Below are 24,365 nucleotides of genomic sequence, written 5' to 3' on the forward strand. Positions count from 1 at the left end.
TTTATTTTGCCGATTCAGTCCAGTTGCCGTCTTCTTTGATCAAATCAATCAGGTCATTTAAAGCATTGGCTGAATTCACATTCTTTTTAACTACCTCTTTTCCCCTGTATAAGGTGATCTTATCAGGGCCGGTTCCAACATAACCATAATCGGCATCAGCCATCTCACCAGGTCCGTTAACGATACAGCCCATAATACCTATCTTGATCCCTTTCAAATGATCTGTGCGTGAACGGATCATTTGCGTGGTTTCCTGCAAATCGAACAGTGTGCGGCCGCAACTTGGGCAAGAGATGTATTCTGTTTTAGAAATCCTTGTTCTGGTAGCCTGCAGGATGCCAAAACTGGTAGAATTGATCAGAGAGAGACCAATCGAATGACCTGCATTGATCCATACACCATCACCCATACCGTCAGTTAATAACGCACCCAGGTCGGTAGCAGCATATAACATCAGGTCATCGGCACTTAGTGCGGCATAGTCTCTTTTAATGATTACCGGAACAGTAATGTTTTTATTGATGAGTGAAACGAAGAATTCCCGTTGTTCTGCCATGCCATGACTGGCTGTTGTTTCCAAAACCAAAATGCTATTGTCCTTTAAAGCGGCGGCGTCTATTTGTTCCACTTCAGCCGGATTGACTTTAACGAGATTTAAATAGGAGTCTTTGACCTCAGTACAGATAAACTCTTTATAGCTGATCAGCGGGTGGCAGTTGGTTTTATCCTTCAGTGTAAGCCAGGTCGGGTAATTATAGATCTGCTTCAGGTTTCCAGGGAAAGAAAAAGAAGGCAAAGCATCACCGAGGTAAACAAGATCGCAGGCCTGATCGGCCATATTGTATTTATCCAGACCAGCACTGTACTTATAACCTGCTGAGGCTAGGAAATAAGGATCTTTCAGGTTTTCTTTTGAAACATCCAGCATTACTACAGGATGATGATGTCCGCCGATATGCTGCACAGGATCTGTGTGTCTGCGCTGATATTCGAACGGATTATATGGAAGCTGTCCGATGTTGATCTGTTCCCTTTCTTCTTTCACAGTTTCAGTCGCTCGTTTCTCATATCTGAGTGCAAGCGCTTTAGCCACTGGTGCTTCAAATTCAGGGTCTTCCGTCAAAGAAACCCTGATGGTGTCGCCAAGACCATCTTCAAGTAAAGTGCCGATACCGACAGCCGATTTAATACGGCCGTCTTCACCGTCTCCAGCTTCTGTAACTCCAAGGTGCAAAGGATAGTTCATGCCTTCCTTTACCATGGTTTCAACAAGAAGACGGTAAGCCTGCACCATTACTTGCGTGTTGCTGGCCTTCATAGAAATCACCAGGTTGTAATAATTCAGGTCTTCGCACATGCGGATGAATTCCATAGCAGATTCCACCATACCACGTGGCGTATCGCCATAATGACTCATAATCCTGTCCGACAAGGAACCATGGTTGGTTCCAATGCGCATGGCTGTGCCGTATTCTTTGCAGATTTTTACAAGTGGGGTGAACTTTTTATAAATGCGTTCCAGCTCTGCCTGATAGGCCTGCTGGGTATAGTCTATGTTTTCGAAGCGCTTTTTGTCGGCATAATTACCCGGGTTTACCCTTACTTTTTCTACGATTCGCGCTGCAGCTTCAGCAGCATTGGGGGTGAAATGAATATCAGCTACTAAAGGAACATGATATCCACGAGAACGCAGCTCTTTCTTGATGTTGGCCAGGTTTTCAGCTTCCTTCATGCTGGGTGCTGTAATGCGTACATATTCGCATCCGGATTCTACCATTCTGATGGTTTGCTCAACGGTAGCGATGGTGTCCATGGTATCTGTGGTGGTCATAGACTGGATGCGAATGGGATTTAAGCAGCCCATAGGGATATCACCAATACTAACTTCCCGTGTTAAGAATCTTGAATATTGGGTGAGGCTATTACAATATCCACCTTTTAATACACTTTGAACAACTGCTTCTTCCATTGCTTACTGATATGGTACAAAGATAAGCATCTAATCAGAACAATTTTACATTCTGGAACTGCAATATTTCTACCCCTTCTAAATTGACTTAAATCGAAGTTAAGCGACACCAGAAATAGACAGCGACTTAGCTGATAAGGGATTTATAAGGGGCTTAAAAGCAGTTTGTAAGGGTAGGGGTACCCTTTATCCTTATAAATCCCCTATCAATCCCTTTTAAGTCGTATCTAAGCCTTATCCCGAATCTCTAAATAAACTTGATACGCGTCCGCTATGCGGTCGTATCTTTCAGGGTCTTGGCAGGGTGTTGATTAGGAGTTGACAGGGGGTTGGTTCGGTTCCAATCGAATCAACACTGTAGAGGATACGGAGCAACACCGCAGAAGATACGACTGGATCGCGAACGAAGGGTGGAGGCAGGTTTAAGTGTAGCCAGCTGAACAAAATTATAATGTACAAGGATTGTAATAATTCCCTAAATATTGTACAACTTTGTTTTATAAAGGTAATAGAATTATAATCTGGGGATAATATAATGTCTGCTTACAGCGCATATACTGATCAGGAACTTGCTGTTTTAATCAAGCAGGGCGATAAGCAGGCTTTTACTGAAATTTATTACCGGTATGACAAGCCGCTTTACCTGTATGCTTATCATAAACTGGGTAATAAAGAAGAAGCGAGGGATATTGTTCACGATGTATTTGCCTGGATGCTCAACAATGGGGAAGCCATGGAGCTAAAGACCACATTGTCGGGTTATCTTTACAGATCCACACTCAATAAGATCTTCAATATTTTTAAGCATAAACAGATCGTTCAGAAATATATAGATGAAGGTCTGCACTACTTAGATAAAGAAGATGAAGAAACGGATTACCTGATCAGAGAAAAAGACATTGCTGCGATGATCGCTTATGCCATTGCAGAAATGCCCGAGAGGATGCGGATCATTTACGAACTAAAGCATCGGGAATATCTGAGCAGTAAAGAAATTGCAGAACGGCTGGAGGTTTCTGAGTCTACGGTAAAAACCCAGTTGCAGCGCGCTATGAAGCACTTGAAACTTAAACTGGGGATCATGGTGTACCTGCTCTTCCTGGTACATTAGCACGCTGTTAAAAAATATTTTATTTGCTTGTCATCTTTTAGCATGCCTTAGTTGCCTTTACTGTTATAGAGGATAATTATACAGGTAATGGCACGAAAAGACATTAGGGAGATATTTCAGCGTATAGGAGCAGAAACTGCGAACGAACAGGATGAGCAGAGCGCAAAGTACTGGCTACACTATTTTCAGAAAAAGGATGTTCCCGTTTTGTCAGAAGAAGAATTGAACGAGGAATCTGATGCGATCTATCGCAGGCTGATGCTACAGTATGACAATAAGACTATTGTGAAGCGTATTTGGCCACGTGCAATTGCGGCGGCAGCGGCCGTAGCCGCAGTGGTATTCGGTATTTGGTTTTACACGTCTGATCATACAGGTGCAGATCGTAACGCTGAAATTGCAATTAAAAATGACATAAGACCCGGAACTAACAAGGCTACCCTAACACTAGCTGATGGAAAAATAATACAACTGAGTGCTGCGAAGAGCGGGATAGTAATAGGAGATGATCTGAAATATGATGATAATTCAATTGTCTCCCAGAGCGGGAATGATGGATCTCTAAAAACCGGGGACGACAAGATAAACCTGGCTGAGGGTGAAGTGCAAACTTTGATGGCTTCAACGCCTCGTGGCGGTACGTATGCGATCACGCTGCCAGATGGAACAAAAGCCTGGCTAAATGCAGCTTCAAAAATTAACTTCCCTTCACGATTTTCCGGGAATACAAGGGAAGTGTCTTTAACAGGAGAGGCTTATTTTGAGGTAGCAAAAGACAAGAAACATCCATTTATTGTGAAAACAAAAGGACAGGAAATCACGGTTCTTGGTACACACTTCAATGTTAACGCCTATCCGGAAGATGGTTATACGAATACAACACTTCTGGAAGGATTGGTGCATGTGGTTGTAGGTTCAGGTAGCTCGGCAAGAGAGGTGGTTCTTAAACCCGGACAAAGAGCGGCCAGTAAAGGAACTGATATTCGGGTTGATGACGTAGATGCAGATGAAGCTGTAGCCTGGAAAGAAGGCTATTTTACGTTCAACCGGGAGACACTGGAAAGTGTAATGTCGCAAATCGCCAGATGGTATGACGTCGAAATCATTTATCAAGATGAGCGGATTAAAAGTATTCCCTTTAGCGGTTCAATCACCCGTTTTGGAAATATATCAGAAATACTCAGAAAAGTGGAGCTGACAGAAGAAGTCAGGTTTAAAGTTGAGGGCAGAAAAATTTTTATTAACCACCACTAATTATAACAGTTTATTACACCTGTGTAATAGCAAATCCATTAAACCTAAACCAAGAAGAAAATGACAAGAAAAGTAAACAGTACGTAGGGGGACTAAGACGGCTTTACTTAAGGAATCAGGAGCGTTTGCGGCGCCCCTGAAAATACCTGATAAAGCTGAAAAAGAGTGTAACGAACATCAATTTAAGAACTTAACAGATTACCAAATGTATAAAATTTATACTAAGATTTTACATTGGCCTAACCGCCGTATGTCAAAAATAATTCAACTTATGAAGTTAGTGACGGTTTTACTAATTGCGACGATCATGCAGGTGAGTGCATCCGGGCTTGCGCAAAACCTGACTTTTAAACAGAAGAGCGCTTCTCTGGAGCGGGTCTTTAAAGAAATCAGGAAGCAAACGGGATATACCGTATTCTGGCCATCTAACACCATGAAAATTAAAACCATGGATGTAGATTTTCGCAATACCCCGATCAGTAGCGTTATAGAGCAATGTCTTGATGGACAGTCCTTAAGCTATACGATTGAAAATAAAACGATAGTGATCAAGGAAAAGGAAAAGTCTTTTCTGGATAGGCTCATTGACGCTTTGAAAGCAATAGATATATCGGGAAAGGTATTGGATGAAACAGGAAAGCCTCTTATTGGGGCTACCGTGAGTATTGTGAAAGTAGATGGAAATATGGAAAATTTTGATGCTGCAAAAGCAAAGGATTTTTCTGTGACCTATAAAGGAAGAAGCGCGGCGGCAATAACCAATGCCGACGGGGATTTTTTCATCAAAAATGTGGACGAAGGTTCAGTGGTTATTGTCTCTTATACAGGGTATAGAGTGTTTAGTGCTAAGGCGGTAAAAGATATGGGAACCATCAGAATGGTCATTAATTCTGCAGACCTGGAAGAAGTTGGTATTACGGTGAATACCGGATATCAGTCTATATCCCGTGAAAGAAGTGCTGGTTCAATTGCGAAGCCTGATATGAATATTTTTAAAAACCGGTCTGGTTCTATGGATCCGATTCAACGTTTAGAAGGTTTGATACCTGGCTTGACTATTAACAATGCGCCGGGTGCAACTAAGGTTTTGGTTCGCGGACTTACCAGTATCAGTATCGCCCGAAGCCCACTTTATGTAGTAAATGGCATACCTACTACAGACGTCAGTTCAGTAAATCCAAATGATATTGAAGACATTACCGTATTAAAGGATGCAACATCAGCTTCAATATGGGGCGCGAAGGCTGCAAATGGAGTAATTATCATTGTCACTAAAAAGGGTACAAATAACAATGAAATAAAAATCAATTATGATGGCTTTATCAATTTTCAAGGCAAGCCTGATCTAGCCTATCAGAATATGATGAACAGTAGTCAGTACATACAAACGGTTACTGAAATATTCAATGATCCAAGCTATTCATGGAAAACATTGTATCCCTATGCTACTATTTCAAAGCCTCAGATAGGCGGTACGGCACCCGTTTCTCCTCATGAAACAATTTTGTATAATCAGGCCAATTTATCTGCGGCGCAAGTAAATGCAGCTTTGGATCAGCTCGCTTCACAGAATAACCTTGATGAGATTAAAGATCTTTGGTACAGAAATGCCAGTTTGATGAACCATTCTCTTTCAGTAGCTGGCGGAGGCAACAAGTATGGCTTCTATGGCTCAGTAAATTACGTTAAGACTCAGAATAGTACTCCTAATACCAAGAATGATAATTACAGTGTAAACCTGCGTCAGGATTTCAAATTCAGTGATCGTATCAAAATGTACCTGATTACTGATCTGCAAAATATTACTGGCAGTTCTAAAAATATGGCACAGCCTGATGCTACATTTCTACCATATGCCATGTTTAAAAATACGGACGGAAGTAATGCTGATATGTCTTGGTTGTACCGTACAGAGGATGTCCGTACTGCCTATGAAGCAAAGAGCTTGATTAGTTTGAAATACAACCCATTGGATGAGATCAATACAGGAAGCTCGAAAAATAATTTGTTCAGGGGCCGTGTTACCTCCGGTATTACTGTCAATCTTTTTGATGGATTAAGATACGAAGGTGTGTTTGGTATAGCCAGGGGGCAAAACAAATCGACCAATCTGCTGGCACAAAATAACTATAGTGTTCGCTCAGAATTGACATCTTTTACCATCCCGGCCGCCAGCGCATCAGTAAGGCCAACTTACCTGCTTCCGGAAAATGGAGGACGTAATACGGTAAACAATAGCCTTGATAAAAGCTGGACAGTTAGAAACCAGCTGGTGTATGACCAGTCCTGGTCCGGACAAAAGCATCAGTTGACAGTGCTTGCAGGTCAGGAAGCGCAGGAACAATTTACTAGCTCTGTAAGATCTATTGTCAGGGGATATAATGGTCAGCTTTTAAGTTATGGGGTTATCGATTATGCGGCACTCGGAAAAGGAGTAGCCAATACGGTAATGCCTAATGGTACAAATACAAGCAGTTTATCTGCAGATTTTTACAGTGAATCTGAGTCGATGGCCCGTATCACTTCCTATTATGCAAATGGTGGTTACACTTATAATGGAAAATACACGATAAACGGAGGCATCAGAATTGATGAAAGTAACCTTTTTGGAAAAGATAAATCGGCACAAAACAGACCAGTCTGGAGCACCGGTGTAGCCTGGCAGATCGGTAGAGAGGATTTCATGAAGAACCTAACATGGCTGGATAAATTGGTGTTACGCACAAGTTACGGAATTACTGGAAACTCACCTGAAGTGGGAACTGCAGCCTCAAGAGATATTTTATTAGCAGCTACAAATTCGTACTATCCCGGTGGCGCAGGTTTATCGCTGACAACTCCTGCAAACAGGGCATTAACCTGGGAGACGACAAAAACTTTAAATGTAGGGGTGGATTTCAATCTGTTTAAAAACAGGCTGAGCGGTACAGTTGATGTATATCATAAAAATACGGAAAATCTAATTGGTGCGATGATACTGAATCCTTTTACCGGTTTTCCAACCATCACTGGTAATGCGGGAGATATGACTAATAGAGGTGTCGATCTGAATATCAGTTCGGTTAATTTAGAAGAAGGGATTTTGAAATGGAACACCATGCTTACCATGGGGTATAATAAAAACAAAATCACACACCTGAACAGAACTACACCAATTACTTTGGGCAGCGATAAAATCTCACAGAATTACCTGGAAGGGTATGCTGCTTTTTCCATTTTTGCCTACAACTACGCAGGCCTCGATAATATGGGAAATCCACAAATCAAATTAACTGACGGATCAATTGTTAAGGCAAGAAATTCAGCAAAGCCAGATGATGTAAAATATATGGGTAGTTTTCAGCCTAAATGGAGTGGAGGGCTGAGCAATATGTTTGGATACAAAGATTTCTCTTTGAATGTTAATGTCGTTTACAACTTGGGGTATGTCCTAAGGCGAGATGTAAGCCCATCCGCTTCCTATTCTACCAGAGACAGGTTGTTTGCCAACACAGGGTTCAATGGAAATCTAAATGCAGAGTTTGCAAACCGCTGGAAAAAACCGGGAGACGAAGCTTTTACCAATATACCTTCTTATATCGCGAGTTCGGCAGCTAGTTTGGCCGGAAGAGATGTAGATTATTACCGCTATGCGGATGTAAATGTGGTTGATGCCTCTTACATTAAACTACGTGACGTCACTTTATCATACAGCCTGCCAAAAACAATTCTTGGTAGACTAAAAGCAGATGCAGTTACTTTTCGCGCACAATTGTCTAACGTCATGCTATGGAAGGCCAATGATGTAGGTATAGATCCTGAATTCCAGGCCGGATCTGGGGGGACGCGTAATCCGCTCTCCAATCAGCATACTTTTACCCTTGGTGCACACATCACTTTTTAAATCTAAAGACATGAAAACATATCAATTCAAAATATATGCTGTTTTGCTGATACTGATTATATCAGCACAATATTCCTGCAAAAAGAGTTTCCTGGAGATAGATCCTAAGGGAAAGCTGGTAGCCAAAAATGTAAATGATTATAACTTGCTGCTAAATAATCCTTTTTTTAACGCAGAGGGTGTAGATGGTCAGTTTCTTCTAGGTGATGAGATCACTTCAGCGGAGCCCTATTACAACAATATGCTTACTTTAAAATCGAAAAGATATTTTCAGTATGCTGATGTCATCTATGAGCCAAATGAAGATGGGAGTGAATTTGCCGCGCTTACAAAGCAATTATATACCTACAACATCATCATCAATGAAGTGATGAATTCTGAGGGAGGAACCGATGGAATCAAAGCTTCCTATAAAGCAGAGGCTTTGACCAACAGGGCATGGATTTATTTCATGCTGATTAACTATTATGGCAAGCCTTATCAGGAAAGTACTGCGTCAGCAGATCCCGGATTTCCCATCATTGCAAATGCGGATGTTACACAAACTAAGTTTGAAAGGGCATCAGTAAAAGCAGTCTATGATTTTATCATCAGTGATCTGCAGAATGCTATTCCTAATCTACCGATCTCTGGAGGAAACAGAACAAGGGTTACAAAAGCAGGTGCAGAAGCAATTTTAGCAAAAGTTTATCTTTTTATGGGCAGATATCAAGAGGCTCTTGTTCAACTGAATAATGCATTTACACACCTTCCAACAGCCTACCCGGTTAATCTGTATGATTATAAAACGGCATTGGCGACAGGCGGTTCATGGGGTTACAATCCGGCAAGCTCACCAACAACGCTGATTTTCGGAATACTTGCAGTTACTGATAACCAAGAAGTGCTTTATGCAAAACAATTATCCAATAACTATACCTCATTCGCTAACGACCTGCTCATCACAGCAAAAACTTACAATCTTTTCACTGCAAATGACCAACGCCTAAAATTATATACCAGATTTTATTATCCTGGGCTCCCAATAAAGGCACCAAACGTTTACAGACGTAACGGCCCTTTTGGTACTCAGATTGGAATGACGATGCCTGAGATGTACCTGATGCTTGCAGAATTAAAGGCAAGGACGGGAGATGTTTCCGGAGCTAAAACTGATTTGGAGACTTTTCGTTCAAAAAGGATGCTGACTACAGCTGATGCAGCTGTGAATATTACAAACCCTACTGCTATGATAAAATTTATAATGGAAGAACGGATAAGAGAGTTTGCCGTTCAGGGGCACCGGTGGTTTGATATGCGCAGGCTTTCAGTTGATCCTATTTTTGCAGGTACAAATTATGTCCATGAAGCGATTTCAGAAACCGGTACTGTGATAGCGACATTTCCTTTAAAACCGGAAAGATTTGTATTGCGCTTTCCTGAGAAGGTGATTAATGCCAACCCTGGAATGCCTAATAATCCTTAAGTCAACATCTACTTATGAATATCAATCTCTGATCTGTCTCTTTTATTGGAGGCAGATCAGGTAATGAGATCAACAATTGAATAATATGAAAAAAGTGATAGCACTAATGCTGGGACTAATCTTGCCCTGCATCAACATCTTTGCTCAAGGTGTAAACAAACCAACTTTCGGAATCGGATCAACAGTTTCTGAATATCCAAAAGTGCAATGGATCCAGGGTGAAACTGTAACGAAGTTCGATAAAGACAAAATCTATATCGTGGAGTGCTGGGCTACCTGGTGTGGCCCATGTAAAGCGGCGATTCCCCATGTCAATGAACTTCATAAGAAATTCGGCGATAAAATTGTCATTATAGGTCAGGATATCTGGGAGACGAATATTAAAAAAGTACAGGATTTTGTGAAAAAGGAAGGAGATGGTATGAGTTACCGTGTTGCTTATGGAGGTGGACAAGAAAGTGATTTTTCTTTAAAATTCATGAAAGCAGCCGGCATCAGCGGCATACCTCATACTTTTGTAATTCAGGATAATAAAGTCGTATGGATGCCCAATCCAACTGAGCTGAGCGAAGAGGCGCTGCAATTGCTGATCGATAGAAAGTTTAATTTGGAAGCCGCCAAGGCGTTAAATCCCGCTAAGAAATATGACGGACTTAGAGACTTGATCTTTAAAGAACAGAAGTATGACAGGGCGATGGTTGTATTGGATTCACTCCTGCAAAAGTATCCTTTTGAAGATACGGGCATAATGATGAAATGGGTATTGTATGGTAAAATGAATAAGCCAGAAGAGGGAATAGTTTATCTTAAACAGGCCTACGATCAGCATCCTACTTCAACCACTAAATATTTGTATTACAAAGTACTTCAGGAAAATAAAAAATGGGATGTACTGGCGAAAGAAACTGAGGCTTATTTAAAAGAAAATCCAGGTGATGACGCGGACGCATCAGAAGCTATGATTGCTGCCTATGCAGCGTTGAATGGGAAAGGTGATTTTCAGGCTGCGGCGGCATTGCTCCAAAAGTTTACTACCCTATCTAAAAATCCTGTGACCTTAATGAGATTTGCTTTTATTAACCAGATTGTACCAACCGCTAAACTTGATCCCGCGGTTGAAAAAGCAATGTCTGAGGCGGGTGAAAAATCACTTGTCTTAGACCCTGCAAATCTAATGCTCATTTGGGATCTGGTGAAAAGGAACTGGAAGAATGGTAATCAGGTTGCTGCCAAAAAACTGGTTGTGAAAACTACAAATGCACTTAAAAAAGATAAAAGCCAGCAGAAACTGGTAGGAATTTTAGCGCAATTGGCTGCTTCTTTAAATAAAGGCATACTGCCTCAGGATACACAATTTAAAATATGGGAACAGGAAGCAAAGAAATAATATAGATGACAAAACATAGACTGATGAAAAAGATAATATTGATAACCGGCTTTGCCTTGTTTGGGCTTTCTGTAAGCGCACAGAATAATTTCTCTATAACTGGAAATCTTACAGGCTTAAAAGAAGAAAAGAAAGTTTTTTTAAACTATCGCCTCGGAGATAAAAAGATAGAAGATTCTACAATCACCAGAAATGGTAAATTTAGCTTTAAAGGACAAGCTGCCGCGACACCGACTAAAGCGACTTTAAGTTTAAAACCTGTGAATCCGGATCCGTCTGTTTCGATGCTTGAAAGAATATTAAGGAGAGATGATCAGGACTTCTTTCTAGAAAAGGGAGCAATAGTAATTAAAGGTACTTCTACCGCAAAAAAGGCAAGCATTACAGGTGGTAACACTCAACTCGAATACCTCATACTTCGGAATTCGTTGAAACCTGAAATGGATAAAAAGGATCCTCTTCAGGAGGAAATGATCCCTGTTCTCATAAAAAGTAAAGGTAAGGGCATGGATACCATTAAACGCATACAAGAACTTAGCACTTTGATGAAGCCCCTGGGAAAACAAATAGATTCAAAAGAAATAGCTTTTATCAAAGCACATCCTGATTCTTATGTAAGCTTAGACCTGGTTCAGGAACGGGGGACAATCATAGACCCCAAAACTTTTGAACCTTTGTTTAATAATTTAAGTACCAGGTTAAGACAGACAGACGCCGCTAAGAAAATGGCAGTCAAACTTGATGTGACCAAGAAGACAGCAATAGGAGTAAAAGCAAAGGATTTTAATCAACCAGATGTAAATGGCAAAATGGTTTCTTTATCTTCATATAAAGGAAAATATGTATTGCTTGATTTTTGGGCAAGCTGGTGTGGTCCTTGTCGGGCAGAAAACCCGAATGTCCTTGCTGCTTATCAAAAATTTAAAGACAAGAATTTTGATATTCTGGCCGTTTCTTTAGATGATAAAAAAGCAAACTGGCTGAAGGCAGTAAAAGATGATGCCTTGCCATGGACGCAGGTAAGCGATTTAATGGGCTGGAAAAATGCAGCCGCTGGGTTTTATGCTGTTTCTGCAATTCCTCAGAATTTTCTGATTGATCCCAATGGAGTCATTGTAGCTAAGAATCTAAGAGGCGAAACTCTGGAAAAAGTGCTGGAGAAATTTTTGAAATAAATTAAACTACCTGCATGTGCATTTAAAACAAACGAGGGTGCCTTATTTTTTAAGGCACCCTCGTTTTACAGAGTTAGAAATTTATTTTACTGACCCGCTGCGCGTTCCGCCATACGTTTTTTCATTGCTTCAGCACGCTCAGCCTGCCATGCAGTAAATGTTTTTTTCTGCTCATCGTTTAACAAAGCAGAGATTTTAACATTTGTAGCTTCATTTGCTTTTGTCATCATCACGCGAACTGAATCACGGTTTCCGCCGTCCTGCATAGCTTCAAAAATCTTAGCTGTTTTAGCGCCTTGTTCAAGATAAAGTGCTGTTACTTTAGTTTTTTGATCATCAGTAAGTTTCACTTTTTCATTCAATTGGTCTACACTTCTTTTAGCTCTTTCTTCTGGAGTACCACCACGGTTACCACCACCTTGTTGTGCTTGCGCAAATGCAGCTGTTGCGAAAACAAGCATGCAGATCATCATTAATTTTTTCATTTTGTTATAGTTTTTGGTTATTTAATGATGACTTTGAGCGGAGAAATTGAAATAGGTTTAATCGCATTATGGTAACTTAATTGTTGCATAAGTTATCAATTGTAACAAAATAGCGGTGATTGTTAATTTTTGTTTAACTCGATTAAACCTATCTCAGCTTCATCTGTCTATTCCCCCAAAACCAACACTTTAGAAGATGATTAAGAATTTAATAATACTGATTTTAGCAATAACAAGTTTCCTTTGCGTAAATCAGGCAAGTGCTCAGGATAGGCCAGTACAGACACCGCCTCCGCCACTTGCTGTACGTGAAATCAGCGGAATTGTAAAGGATACCCTGGATCTTGGTTTACCGGGAGCAACGGTGTCGTTGACATCAGACAAGGACACTTTAAAAACCTCTACAGATAATGAGGGGATCTTTGTTTTCAAGAACGTAAAATCAGCCACTTATACAATCGTAGTTCAAAGCCTTGGCTACCTCAAAACTCAGCCAATGCGTTTCAAACAAAATGATATGGTTGCGCGTATCGTGATGGATCCGATTGTAATGAAGGAAGAAAAAAACACTTTAAATACAGTTGTTATTAATGGGACGCCCTCCATTACTTATAAAACAGATACTGTAGAATATAAAGCCAGTGATTACGTGGTGAGGGCCAATGCCAATGTAGATGAGCTCATAAAGAAGATGGAAGGCATGGAAGTCGGTACTGACGGAAGTTTAACGCACAATGGCGAGGCAGTAACAAAGGCAAAATTGAACGGAAGGGAATATTTGGGTGGCGATATCGCCAATGCGATTAAAAACTTGCCTGCTGAAATCGTAGATAAAATTCAGATTGTGGATGATTATGGAGACCAGGCAGCGAGAACAGGAATTAAAGATGGAGATCCTTCAAAGATATTGAATATCACTACCCGTACAGATAAGTCAGTAGGTAATATGGTAAATCTAAATGCAGGTGGAGGAAATAATGAACGTTATGAGTCCGGGATTTTTGCTACCAGGGTAAACGGTGATCAGGTGATTGGTGTAAATGGAAATTTCAACAATACTGTTAACGGTGTAGCTGGTGGTGGCGGTGGTTCTGGTGGTAGTTTTGGCGGCGGCGGTCAAGGTGGTGGCGGCGGTCGAGGTGGACAAGGTGGCGGACAAGGAGGAGGGGGCCGGGGTGGCAACACTTCAGGAGCTTTGCAATCCGGGTCTGGTGGTTCAGGTAGCGGAGGAACAACTAATGCTGGTAATGGTAGTTTGAGTTATCGTGATCAATTGGGTAAAGTTGGAGTTAATTTAAACTATAATTATTCAGGAACAGATGTTAATTCTTTAAATAACAGCAGCTCTTTAGATGTTACCTCTACAGGTGATATTTTTGCCACAAAAGGAAATTTGAGTAATAATAATACTAAAAGTCATAACTTGAGACTGGAATTAGAAGCTGATCTGGACAGCAGTAACTTTTTAAGGTTTATACCGACGATAAGCTACGGTTCTACAATTGGTCTGCGACGCGACTCACTTTATCAGAATGGTACTCTAAATGGTGCAGATTTTCGTCAGGACCAAATCAGTTTCAATAATACTAAAAATACAACTCCGAGGCTTGGAGCCTCTGTTTTTTATCAGCATATTTTTAGTAAGCCAAGGAGAAATTTCTCTTTGCAAGCTGATATCAACAGTAATGACAGCGAGAATGAGCAACAACAGGATACAAGGTTTACCTACTATAACGGTACAGCTACTACAGAGGAGTTGCTCAACAGGATTATAGCACGTAAGAACCTGCAGAATAATTATCGGGGAAGTTTAACGTATGTAGAACCTTTAAGTCTGAATACGCAATTGGAATTGAATGCACAGCTAAACTACAATGGATACGATAACAATGCAACTACCCGAAATGTAGATGCTGGCGGAAGTTCACAAGTTATTGATTCTTTAAGTAATATCTATAAATACTCGTTTTCGCAAGCACGTATTGCTTTGAATTTCAGATATGGATTAAGCAGCACATCAAAAGTGAGATTTTCACTCGGTTTAACTGGTATACCTGCCGTATTGTCGGGAACTAAAGAAAGTTTGGGTACCTCGACTAACAGAACCAGTTTTAACCTGATCCCGATAGCCCGTATGGAATATGTTTTCTCACGTCAGCACAGGATTTCATTAAACTATTCAGGTAATGCAAATGAGCCAACGTTTGATCAGATACAACCGGTACGTGATGTGATTAACCCACAGAATCCTATTGTAGGTAACCCAGATCTGCTGGCTACTTTTACGCACTCCATCAACGGAAACTATAACAACTACATTGCTAACGCTAAATTAAATTACTCGGTTAATTTCAATGCTTCCTTCATAGATAATTCGGTTATCAGAAACAATGTGCAGTATAAGGATGCAAACGGAGGTATCATTACCGAAACGAGGTTTATCAACGCAGATGGCGCATATAGGTTCGGTGGTAACTATTCCATCAGCAAGCAATTGAATAACCGTAAATATAATTTGTCACTTAACGGAAATGTTAGCTTTAACCATGGCTTGTCGATGAGTAATGGATTGCTGACCACTACAGATACCTGGACATTCATAGAACGTTTTGGTCCGAGGATCAATCCAACAGAATGGTTTGAAATCAATCCGAATGTATCATATAATGTCACTCAATCTAATAGTTCACTGCCATCGGCTGATTATACAACGAATACACTTGCGCTGAACCTGGATGGAAGGGTTATTTTATGGGATAGCTGGTTGTTCAATTATAATGCTAGCAAAAATTATGTAAATGGTATCAATGCAAATATTACAAGTAACCCTTTTGTAATTAACGCTTCTATAGAAAAGGAACTTTTTAACAGAAGAGGTAAAATTAGCTTGCAGGCATTTGATATTCTGAATCAGAATAATTTTGTAACACGTGACCTAACAGAAAATGGTGGTTATGTAGATACGAAATCAAATGCGTTGAGCAGGTATTTTATGTTACGCTTAACTATGCGCCTTCAAAAATGGACAGGAGCACAGGGAAGGAACGGAAGAGATATTATGAGAAGAGGTGATGGTAGTTTCATGTAGTGAAAAATAACCGTTCTCTTCGAAGACTGGCATCTTTTGCCCGCTTCGCTAAAAGGGAAAAACCGCCTGAGGTCTTCTCTGAGAAGGTGATTTTTTAGGATAACGAAAACAGGGTGTTCAAGATGTCTCTTGGACACCCTGTTTTTTTGTAAATGCTGATTGTGACTCAAAAGATCATTTTATCATTTGGCCATAATATTAAGTGATTTTGGCATATGGTGGATACAGTTAAGGAAAGTGATTACATTTAATGTAACACACAACCAAATAACCAGATATGAACAACAAAACTGTTGACCGGAGGGATTTTTTAAAAAAAGCAGGTTTGCTTACAGCGGGTTTTGCTGCACTGCAGTTCCCGGTATGGGCAAAGAGTATTTTTGCTGAGGGATATCCGTTACACAATATCCCGGAAAATAAAGAAATAGATCCTGCATGGGCGCGTTCCCTTTTTAACAGGGGTGAGGCCACTACCTACTTAAAAAGCCGAAATGAACTGAAATATATCGGAATGCCTGCGGGTGGCTTACACGCGGGGACGGTGTATGTGGGCGGTGACGGGCGACTTTGGTTGTGGCAAATTTATAATGAAACCTTTGAGGGGCCACAGGAAGGGATCGATCCAAAGGTGGTCAACTGGAATGATGGTACTTCAGTACGAAAAATACGTGTCCGGGATGGTGCAGCTTATGTGGAGCCGGCTATAGCCAATAACAAGCGAGTACTTGACCAGGGCTTTGCCATCAAAGCTATTGTCAACGGAAAAACAATTGTTAAAGAGCTAAATGAGGATGATTGGGATGAGGTTAGTTTTACAGCATCCTACCCGGTGGCTAACATTAAGTATAGCAGCAAAGGTTTCCCTATGGAGGTAAACCTTAAAATATATTCGCCTTTTATCCCACTTGATGCGGAGCGATCTGCATTACCTGCTACAATTTTAAGACTTGAAGCTGTGAATAAAGGTAAAAGTCCGTTGAATGTTTCCGTACTGGGCTGGATGGAAAATGGCGTGAATAAACTGAGTGGAAAAGCGAAAACAGGACAGCGAAAAAATGAAGTCATCAGTCTTGAAAAATCAACCGGTATATTTTCTTCTTTTGAAACGACCAACGAAGAAGTAAGAGGAGCGACTGATAGCGGTAGCATGAGTTTCGTGTTACATGGAATAAAAGGTAAAGCCCAAACTTCATTTAGTCCCTGGCCGGTAGAAGGCAAACATTTTGATGCTGCTTCAACGAGTCCATCAAGTGTAGAAGCACCTGAAAAATTGGTGGGTGCTCTGGGTTTTTCAGAGCAGGTATTGCCGGGGAAATCTCTGAAAGCGAATTATTCAATCAGCTGGCATTTTAATAATGTGAACCCAAGGCTGAAGAAGCTGGTTAAAGATGCTGAAGCCGGATATCATTATGGAGCGAAGTTTAAAGATGCCAGGGCAGTTTCAGAATTTATAAACGCTAATTTCAATGAATTATCCTCCACAACGGAATTGTGGAGTAATACCTGGAACAACTCTACATTGCCGCATTGGTTTCTGGAACGCACTTTTGTGAATATTGGAACATTGGCGACTGCCAATACCTATCGTTTTGCTGACGGCAGGTTCTGGGGATGGGAAGGTGTAGGTGCATGTGCAGGTACCTGTACGCATGTTTGGCAGTATGCGCAGGCAGTGGGGAGAATCTTTCCGGAACTGGAAAGGGGCTTGCGCGAAAAAGTTGACCTGGGCGTAGGATTCAAAGAAGACAGCGGAGCCATTATTTTCCGTGCGGAGAATGAAAGCAGACCAGCTATTGATGGTCAGGCAGGTACAGTGCTGCGGTTCTATCGCGAACACCAAATGAGCAAGGATAGTGCTTTTCTGCAGAACAATTGGCCTAAAATTAAAAAGGCAATACAGTTTATGCTGGCTCAGGATAAGAATGGGGATGGCATGACTGATACTCCGATGGAGAACACACTTGATGCTGTATGGGAAGGAGAAATTGCCTGGATCGTAGGATTATGTATCGCTGCGGCAAGAGCAGGACAGGCCATGGCAGAAGAAATGAAGGATGATACGTTTGCCAAAACCTGTGAGCAGTATGTAAGTAATGGCCGCAGAAATATGGAGAAAGAATTGTTCAATGGTGAATACTTTATTCACCGTCCGGATGCTGTTCAGGGCCGAAAAAACCTTGGTTCTTACAATACTTGTCATATTGATCAGGTGTATGGACAAAGCTGGGCATTTCAGGTGGGCTTACCCCGCGTATTGGATAAAGAAAAAGCACTGGCAGCGCTTAAGGCATTATGGAAATATAATTTTACCATGGATGTTGGGCCTTACATCAAAACACATACAGGCGGACGTCCATATGCGCTGTCTGGTGAGGGAGGGATGGTTATGAATACCAATCCGCGCAACGAACCTAAGCCATTTGGGGAGAATGTAAGCTGGCAGCTTGGTTATTTTCATGAATGCATGAGTGGTTTCGAACATCAGGTAGCTGCACATTTTATGGCAGAGGGGATGGTCGAAGAAAGTCTTGTCCTGACAAGGGTTATCCACGAAAGGCACCACGCGGCAAAAAGAAATCCATTTAATGAAATTGAATGCAGTGATCATTATGCAAGGGCAATGGCCAGCTATGGTACATTTATTACGGCCTGCGGTTTTGAGTATCATGGCCCGAAAGGATATATCGCTTTTGCGCCAAAATGGAATAAAGAAAACTTTAAAGCACCTTTTACTTCGGCGGAAGGCTGGGGGACCTACAGTCAGCAAAAATCTGGTCTTAAACAGACCCATAATTTGGAGCTGAAGTACGGAGGCCTGGCGCTAAACAAACTGTCCTTTGAAAAATTGGGTGGAGAGAAAGTGAATAATGTTTCAGCTCAGTTGGGTGGACGACAAATTCCATTGACCTTCAGACAGGAAAATAATTCGGTAGAGATCCTTGTAAAAGAATCGCTTAACATTCAGAAAAATCAGATTTTAACCATCACCATTTCTTAAATTAAAGACATGAATTTATTCAATTTTATCAAATTACCTGCAGTCCTATTGGTTGCAGGTGGATTGTTCCTGACAGGCTGTACTATGCCGGGAAAGCAAAAAGATAGTGTAGCAGATGCTCCTAAAAATTGGGAACAGGAGTTTTATGCAAAATTGCCTATGCTGGGTCATAGGAATTGGATTTTGGTGGTAGATAAGGCTTTCCCTGAGCAAAACGCAGCGGGAATAGAATACATTTACGCCAATGAGGGATTAAATTCAGTTTTGAAACAAGTGCTTACCCAGGTTAATCAATCGGGTCATGTTAAACCCATTATTTACCAGGATAAAGAATTGGGGTTTATTACTGAAGGGCAGGCCAGCGGCGTTACACAGTTTAAAGCAGCGCTAAAAAGTACACTTGGTAATCAGCCCGTCCAAACTATGCTTCATGATTCTGTTTTTAAGAAACTGGATACTGAATCAAAATTATTTAAGGTGCTGGTCATCAAGACAAATGAGGTTATTCCTTATACGTCAGTTTTTCTGCAATTGGATTGTGCTTATTGGAATGGCGATAAAGAAAAGCAGTTGAGGGAGAGCATCAGTAAATAAATATCATTTTAGGACTAAAGAGTTGCTAAGCTGGACAATCCAGTTGTAGTTACCTCTCTGACTTTGTAGCAACTTTGTAAGGGAACACTCAAGAGTTTCATAGTTAGAGATAGTTAGGTTTTGCAGGTACGTGTGGTAGCGTACCTGCTTTTTTATTTTAGGGTGGTTGTCCGTCATTTCATGCATGACAGTGCATGATAGTTTGATGTTTATTTAAGGTTATCTTTAAGAGCCAATTATAAACCAACTATAGATCCATGTGCTTAAAAAATCTCCTGACCTTTTGGCTGTTGTTCTCTTTTATTACCTGCTTTTCGCAAAATACAAAAAGGATCATCAGCGATAATAACCCCCTTGTGGCTAATTTACGTTGTGGTAGCAATGAAAATCCTTTGGGAGTAGACCAGCAAAAGGTGTATTTGAGCTGGCAGCTTACTTCAAGATTACGTAATGTTTCTCAATCTGCGTGGCAGGTATTAGTGGCCAGCAGTCTTGCTGATCTCAATAATAACAAAGGAACAGCATGGGATTCCGGAAAACAACAAGCAGAGCAGTCAATACAAATTGAATATTCCGGGAAGCCTTTGATGGCAGCTGAAAAATATTATTGGAAAGTAAAAGTATGGGACAATAAAGGAAACGAGTCTGCATGGAGTAAACCCGCTTTCTGGCAAATGGGCTTGCTTAAACCGGCAGACTGGAAAAATGCGAAATGGATTGCTTATGATACTTTATCTGCTTCAAAAAAAATCATTCCTGGCATACACGGAGGGGGTGATCCAAAACTAGGTCCCGGCAAATCGGTACAGCCATTGTTGCGCAGAGAAGTGCAGTTGAAGAAAAAAGTGAAACAGGCTACTATGTTTATATCCGGGCTGGGCCATTTTGAACTCAATGTAAATGGCAAAAAGGCGGGCGACCACTTTTTAGACCCTGGGTGGACTAAGTATGATGAACAGGCTCAGTACGTTACCTTTGATTTGACTGGACAGTTGAAGCAGGGTAAAAATGTACTGGGTGTGTCTTTGGGCAACGGCTTTTATTATACGCCAAGGGAGCGTTATAGAAAAATAACAGTAGCTTTTGATTATCCTAAACTGATCGGAAGACTACTGATTGAATACAGCGACGGTACGTTCGAAAATATCATCACAGATGAAAGCTGGAAAACTATTCCAGGTCCGATAACCTTCAGCAGTATTTATGGAGGCGAAGATTATAATGCGACCCATGAGAAAAAGGGTTGGGACTTACCTGGCTATGATGACCGGCAATGGAAAAAAGCAATCCTCACTAGCGGTCCGTCAATGATCAGTGCTCAAAGCCAGGCGCCCATCAAGATCTTTGAACAGTTCTACACAAAGAAAATCACGCAGCCTAAGCCCGGTGTTTGGGTATATGATGTTGGACAGAATGCCTCTGCAATTCCCTGGATTTCTGTCAATGGAAAGAGAGGGATGACGGTAAGGCTGACTCCTGCGGAGCTTTTAAATGAAGATGGCACAGTTAATCAGTCTGCCGCTGGTCAGCCTTATTATTTTGACTATACCCTAAAAGGGGAGGGTTTGGAAACCTGGCAGCCTCAGTTTACCTATTATGGTTTTCGTTACATCCAGGTAGAGGGCGCTGTACCGGAAAATCAGGAAAATCCAAAAAAAATGCCGGTGATTGCGGAGCTTAAAAGTTTGCATATGCGCAATGCAGCCAGATCAACCGGAACTTTTTCTACTTCTAATCAGTTGTTCAATAAAACCAGTGCGTTGATCGATTGGTCGGTACGGAGCAATATGATGAGTGTATTTACTGATTGTCCGCACCGTGAGAAACTAGGCTGGCTGGAAGAAGTGCATTTGATGGGAGGCTCCATTCGCTATAACTATGACATTGCTTCGCTTTGTCGTAAAGTGCTCAAAGATATCATCGTGTCGCAAACTGATGATGGCTTGATCCCCGACATCGCCCCGGAATATGTGCAGTTTGATGATGGTTTCAGGGATTCTCCAGAATGGGGCAGCACTGGTGTGATCCTTCCCTGGTACCTGTACGAGTGGTATGGAGACAAAGAGGTGCTGGAAGAAAGTTACAGCATGATGGAAAAATATGTATCCTATCTGAGTAGCAAAGCAAAAAGCAATATACTTTCGCATGGTTTGGGAGATTGGTTTGATATTGGTCCGAATGCACCAGGAGAAGCACAGTTGACGCCAAAACAGGTTACGGCCACAAGCATCTATTATTATGACCTGGTTATTCTTAGTAAGGCTGCGGCTGTACTCAACAAGCGAGAGGACAGCGATAAGTACTTGCGTAAAGCCAATGAGGTAAAGGCTGCTTACAATGCCGCATTTTTTAATAGAGAAACCAAACAATATTCGACTGGGAGTCAGACTGCCAATGCCATGTCAGTTTATCTCGGCCTGGTTGATCCAAAAGATAAGGAAGCTGTGGTGGATAACCTCGTTAAGGAAATCAAAGGCAGAAACAACGCATTGAGCGCAGGTGATATAGGTTATCGGTATGTGCTTAGAGTCCTTGAAGAAGCGGGGCGTTCAGATGTGATTTTTGATATGAACAACCGTTCGGACGTTCCAGGATATGGATGGCAGCTCGATCATGGTGCTACCGCATTGACTGAATCCTGGCAGGCATATGGCTTTGTGTCCAACAATCACTTTATGCTGGGCCATTTAATGGAGTGGTTTTATAGTGGCCTGGCTGGTATCCAGCAGGGCAAAGATGATATTGCATTTAAGCAAATAGTGCTGCGGCCTTCGGTGGTGGGTGATGTAAGCCGTGCTTCTGCTAGTTATCAGTCTCCCTATGGCCAGATTAGTTCTGCATGGGAAAAAATTGAATCAGGCTTTAATTTTAATGTGCAAATCCCTGTCAATACCACGGCTACTGTATATGTTCCGAATCCGAAGGGCAAAGAGGTAAAGGAACGAGGTATGAAGATTACGGGTCAGGATGATATACAGTTTATAAAGCAGGAAAATGGCTGTTCTGTATATAAAATAGGTCCTGGAACCTATAGTTTTAGTCTTTGAAAGACCTGTTTAAAGTATTTTTGTGTGATAATTTATCGTTGGTAAGGAATGAAAGACGAACTGCGTCGGCCAATGATGTTGTTGGTTTCTGCTGAAAAGCAGAAGATTCCTCAGTGAATTAATGTGGAGTGAGTATTTTAATTGGGTAAGATTCATAAATTAAAATATATTTGTCAGTAAGAATTGATAACTATTACGAATAATATAAGAAGGCAAGGACTTCTTTTAAGGGATGAGTAGTGAAAATGTACAAAAAAAAGCAATCTCAACTATCAGCAGGTATAGTTTGAGTGGAATCTTACTGGAAACCTATCCGAATGCCAGGATTGCTGCAGAGGCTATAGGAGGAAGCTGGAGCTATATTTCAGGCGCTGCTTTCCTTGCAAAAAAAGTACACACAGCTTATGGTTATATCTGGAGACGAGGAGCTGAACCTCAAATCGATATTACAGAGTTAACTTCCCGGCGCTTACACAGGAGTTCCCCTCTGGGCAAGAAACAAAAGGTTGTTGGTCAATACGACTTAAACGGGAATTTTGTGAATTCCTACGTCGACACCAAGGAAGCGGGTCGTGCCGTTGGAGTACATTATCAAGGAATCCGCAAAGTCATAAAAGGCAGAGGCCTGACATATGGAGGATTCATCTGGAGTAGCGAAATCAAAAAGAAAATAAAAGTCAATCCGAGAATAGTGCTTGATACCACTATTTCTCAGTACGATCTCGATGGCAAATGGATCAGGTCGTTTGAAAATCCATTTGTGGCCAGTAAGCTAACAGGAATAGATAACAGCAGTATCGCACAGGCTTTAAATGGTACAGTACTTACTGCTGGCAAATATTTATGGCAGAAGGGTGCCAGGCTCCGCATTAATATCAATGAACTGCGCAGACATGAACGTTATAAAGGATCGGTGCTTGAAAGTCACATGAAAAAGAAACGGGCGCTTCAGTCTGGTAAAAGAGGAGAGTGAAGTTTTTTTTTTACTTTTACAAATATGGTTCATCAACGGAAGGATGGTTTTGAAGGGCAAAAACTGATTAGTTTACCAGGTAGTATTTATAAAAATGCAAGGCAGACCAATCCTTTGCTGAGCCAGTTATTTATCACACATATCGGTTACTTTCCGAAAGCAGCTTATCATTATCGGGAACGTAAGAAAGGTTGTGATGACAATATCCTGATTTATTGTCTGAGCGGAAAAGGCTGGTACATCATTGGCAATAAAAAATATACAGTAGGTCCTAATCAATTTATCCATTTGCCGGCTACGTCGGAATATATGCTTTACGGTGCTGATGAAGAAGACCCGTGGACCATATATTGGGTGCACTATAGTGGTAAAGACATGGCGACGTTCAATAAGTCGCTCTCTATAAAGGAAAAAAACGGACCTGTAAACATCACGTTTAATGAAAAGGCTATAGGTATTTGGGATAACATGTACCAAAGTCTGGAAATGGGTTACAGTAAGGACAACCTTTGCAATGCTAATCTGTGCTTATACCATTTCCTGGCTACTTTTTTTTATCCAGAAAAGCACCTCAAGTCTGCTGATGGAAGCCAGCCTGATGTGATCAATAGTACCATTCATTATATGAGGTCTAATCTGCAAAAGCGGATTAATATTGATGAATTTGCAGCTCTAAATCATCTTTCAGCGTCTTACTTTTCATCGCTTTTCAGGAAAGCTACGGGTATGCCGCCAGGAGATTACTTTATCCAGCTTAAAATGCAAAAGGCTTGTCAGATGCTTTACGATCCTGGATTTAAAATCAAGGAAGTTGCTTATTCGATCGGCTATGATGATCCACATTATTTTTCCAGAATATTTAAAAAGCTGATGGGAATCTCCCCGGAACAATACCGTTATCTGAGGATTAAAGACAGTAAACCACATTCATAGCGT

Annotated in this window: 14 protein-coding genes; 12 read left to right on the forward strand and 2 right to left on the reverse strand. The window is 41.2% G+C overall.

All coding sequences use genetic code 11. The annotated features are described in order from the left end of the window. Position 1: 1 nt before the first annotated feature. Positions 2-1,969, reverse strand: a complete 1,968-nt coding sequence (ispG, locus tag R2Q78_RS11460) for a (E)-4-hydroxy-3-methylbut-2-enyl-diphosphate synthase (RefSeq protein ID WP_316791960.1) — start codon at positions 1,967-1,969, stop codon at positions 2-4. Between the two features lie 535 nt (positions 1,970-2,504). Between ispG and R2Q78_RS11465 the strand changes: the two genes are divergently transcribed. From R2Q78_RS11465 to R2Q78_RS11490, 6 genes are all read left to right on the forward strand, one after another. Then, positions 2,505-3,080 (forward strand): RNA polymerase sigma-70 factor, encoded by a 576-nt coding sequence (locus tag R2Q78_RS11465; protein WP_316791961.1) that lies wholly within the window; start codon positions 2,505-2,507, stop codon positions 3,078-3,080. Between the two features lie 87 nt (positions 3,081-3,167). After that, the gene (locus R2Q78_RS11470) at positions 3,168-4,334 is read left to right on the forward strand and encodes a FecR family protein (protein ID WP_316791962.1); all 1,167 of its coding nucleotides are present in this window, start codon (positions 3,168-3,170) and stop codon (positions 4,332-4,334) included. A 271-nt stretch (positions 4,335-4,605) separates the two neighbouring features. Beyond that, a complete protein-coding gene (locus R2Q78_RS11475; RefSeq protein WP_316791963.1) occupies positions 4,606-8,217 on the forward strand; it encodes a SusC/RagA family TonB-linked outer membrane protein in 3,612 nt (1,203 codons plus the stop codon). A 10-nt stretch (positions 8,218-8,227) separates the two neighbouring features. Beyond that, the gene (locus R2Q78_RS11480) at positions 8,228-9,682 is read left to right on the forward strand and encodes a RagB/SusD family nutrient uptake outer membrane protein (protein WP_316791965.1); all 1,455 of its coding nucleotides are present in this window, start codon (positions 8,228-8,230) and stop codon (positions 9,680-9,682) included. A gap of 85 nt (positions 9,683-9,767) precedes the next feature. Beyond that, positions 9,768-11,069: a thioredoxin domain-containing protein gene (locus R2Q78_RS11485; protein ID WP_316791966.1), complete on the forward strand. Its 1,302-nt coding sequence runs from the start codon at positions 9,768-9,770 to the stop codon at positions 11,067-11,069. A 23-nt stretch (positions 11,070-11,092) separates the two neighbouring features. After that, the gene (locus R2Q78_RS11490) at positions 11,093-12,244 is read left to right on the forward strand and encodes a TlpA disulfide reductase family protein (protein ID WP_316791967.1); all 1,152 of its coding nucleotides are present in this window, start codon (positions 11,093-11,095) and stop codon (positions 12,242-12,244) included. 86 nt (positions 12,245-12,330) lie between these two features. Here R2Q78_RS11490 and R2Q78_RS11495 read toward each other — a convergent pair whose 3' ends face one another. Then, positions 12,331-12,729, reverse strand: a complete 399-nt coding sequence (locus R2Q78_RS11495; RefSeq protein ID WP_316791968.1) for a hypothetical protein — start codon at positions 12,727-12,729, stop codon at positions 12,331-12,333. A 196-nt stretch (positions 12,730-12,925) separates the two neighbouring features. On the opposite strand from R2Q78_RS11495, the gene R2Q78_RS11500 reads away from it, so the two are divergent. The 6 genes from R2Q78_RS11500 (at position 12,926) to R2Q78_RS11525 (ending at position 24,362) form a co-directional block, all read left to right on the forward strand. Beyond that, positions 12,926-15,817 (forward strand): outer membrane beta-barrel protein, encoded by a 2,892-nt coding sequence (locus tag R2Q78_RS11500; RefSeq protein WP_316791970.1) that lies wholly within the window; start codon positions 12,926-12,928, stop codon positions 15,815-15,817. Between the two features lie 277 nt (positions 15,818-16,094). Continuing rightward, positions 16,095-18,815, forward strand: a complete 2,721-nt coding sequence (locus tag R2Q78_RS11505) for a GH116 family glycosyl hydrolase (protein ID WP_316791973.1) — start codon at positions 16,095-16,097, stop codon at positions 18,813-18,815. Between the two features lie 9 nt (positions 18,816-18,824). After that, positions 18,825-19,409: an RbsD/FucU domain-containing protein gene (locus R2Q78_RS11510; protein WP_316791974.1), complete on the forward strand. Its 585-nt coding sequence runs from the start codon at positions 18,825-18,827 to the stop codon at positions 19,407-19,409. A 257-nt stretch (positions 19,410-19,666) separates the two neighbouring features. Further along, positions 19,667-22,456: a family 78 glycoside hydrolase catalytic domain gene (locus R2Q78_RS11515; protein WP_316791975.1), complete on the forward strand. Its 2,790-nt coding sequence runs from the start codon at positions 19,667-19,669 to the stop codon at positions 22,454-22,456. Positions 22,457-22,688: 232 nt separating this feature from the next. Beyond that, the gene (locus tag R2Q78_RS11520) at positions 22,689-23,429 is read left to right on the forward strand and encodes an NUMOD1 domain-containing DNA-binding protein (RefSeq protein ID WP_316791976.1); all 741 of its coding nucleotides are present in this window, start codon (positions 22,689-22,691) and stop codon (positions 23,427-23,429) included. Positions 23,430-23,453: 24 nt separating this feature from the next. After that, the gene (locus tag R2Q78_RS11525) at positions 23,454-24,362 is read left to right on the forward strand and encodes an AraC family transcriptional regulator (RefSeq protein WP_316791978.1); all 909 of its coding nucleotides are present in this window, start codon (positions 23,454-23,456) and stop codon (positions 24,360-24,362) included. Positions 24,363-24,365: the final 3 nt, after the last annotated feature.

This window comes from Pedobacter frigoris (assembly GCF_032678645.1).
Taxonomy (GTDB): domain Bacteria; phylum Bacteroidota; class Bacteroidia; order Sphingobacteriales; family Sphingobacteriaceae; genus Pedobacter; species Pedobacter frigoris_A.

Excerpts from the sequence above, each read along its gene's own strand:
- R2Q78_RS11495 (WP_316791968.1), bottom strand. The coding sequence starts at position 12,729 with ATGAAAAAATTAATGATGATCTGCATGCTTGTTTTCGCAACAGCTGCA.
- R2Q78_RS11475 (WP_316791963.1), top strand. The coding sequence starts at position 4,606 with ATGAAGTTAGTGACGGTTTTACTAATTGCGACGATCATGCAGGTGAGT.
- R2Q78_RS11490 (WP_316791967.1), top strand. The coding sequence starts at position 11,093 with ATGAAAAAGATAATATTGATAACCGGCTTTGCCTTGTTTGGGCTTTCT.
- R2Q78_RS11480 (WP_316791965.1), top strand. The coding sequence starts at position 8,228 with ATGAAAACATATCAATTCAAAATATATGCTGTTTTGCTGATACTGATT.
- ispG (WP_316791960.1), bottom strand. The coding sequence starts at position 1,969 with ATGGAAGAAGCAGTTGTTCAAAGTGTATTAAAAGGTGGATATTGTAAT.
- R2Q78_RS11505 (WP_316791973.1), top strand. The coding sequence starts at position 16,095 with ATGAACAACAAAACTGTTGACCGGAGGGATTTTTTAAAAAAAGCAGGT.
- R2Q78_RS11470 (WP_316791962.1), top strand. The coding sequence starts at position 3,168 with ATGGCACGAAAAGACATTAGGGAGATATTTCAGCGTATAGGAGCAGAA.
- R2Q78_RS11510 (WP_316791974.1), top strand. The coding sequence starts at position 18,825 with ATGAATTTATTCAATTTTATCAAATTACCTGCAGTCCTATTGGTTGCA.
- R2Q78_RS11515 (WP_316791975.1), top strand. The coding sequence starts at position 19,667 with ATGTGCTTAAAAAATCTCCTGACCTTTTGGCTGTTGTTCTCTTTTATT.
- R2Q78_RS11525 (WP_316791978.1), top strand. The coding sequence starts at position 23,454 with ATGGTTCATCAACGGAAGGATGGTTTTGAAGGGCAAAAACTGATTAGT.
- R2Q78_RS11500 (WP_316791970.1), top strand. The coding sequence starts at position 12,926 with ATGATTAAGAATTTAATAATACTGATTTTAGCAATAACAAGTTTCCTT.
- R2Q78_RS11520 (WP_316791976.1), top strand. The coding sequence starts at position 22,689 with ATGAGTAGTGAAAATGTACAAAAAAAAGCAATCTCAACTATCAGCAGG.
- R2Q78_RS11465 (WP_316791961.1), top strand. The coding sequence starts at position 2,505 with ATGTCTGCTTACAGCGCATATACTGATCAGGAACTTGCTGTTTTAATC.
- R2Q78_RS11485 (WP_316791966.1), top strand. The coding sequence starts at position 9,768 with ATGAAAAAAGTGATAGCACTAATGCTGGGACTAATCTTGCCCTGCATC.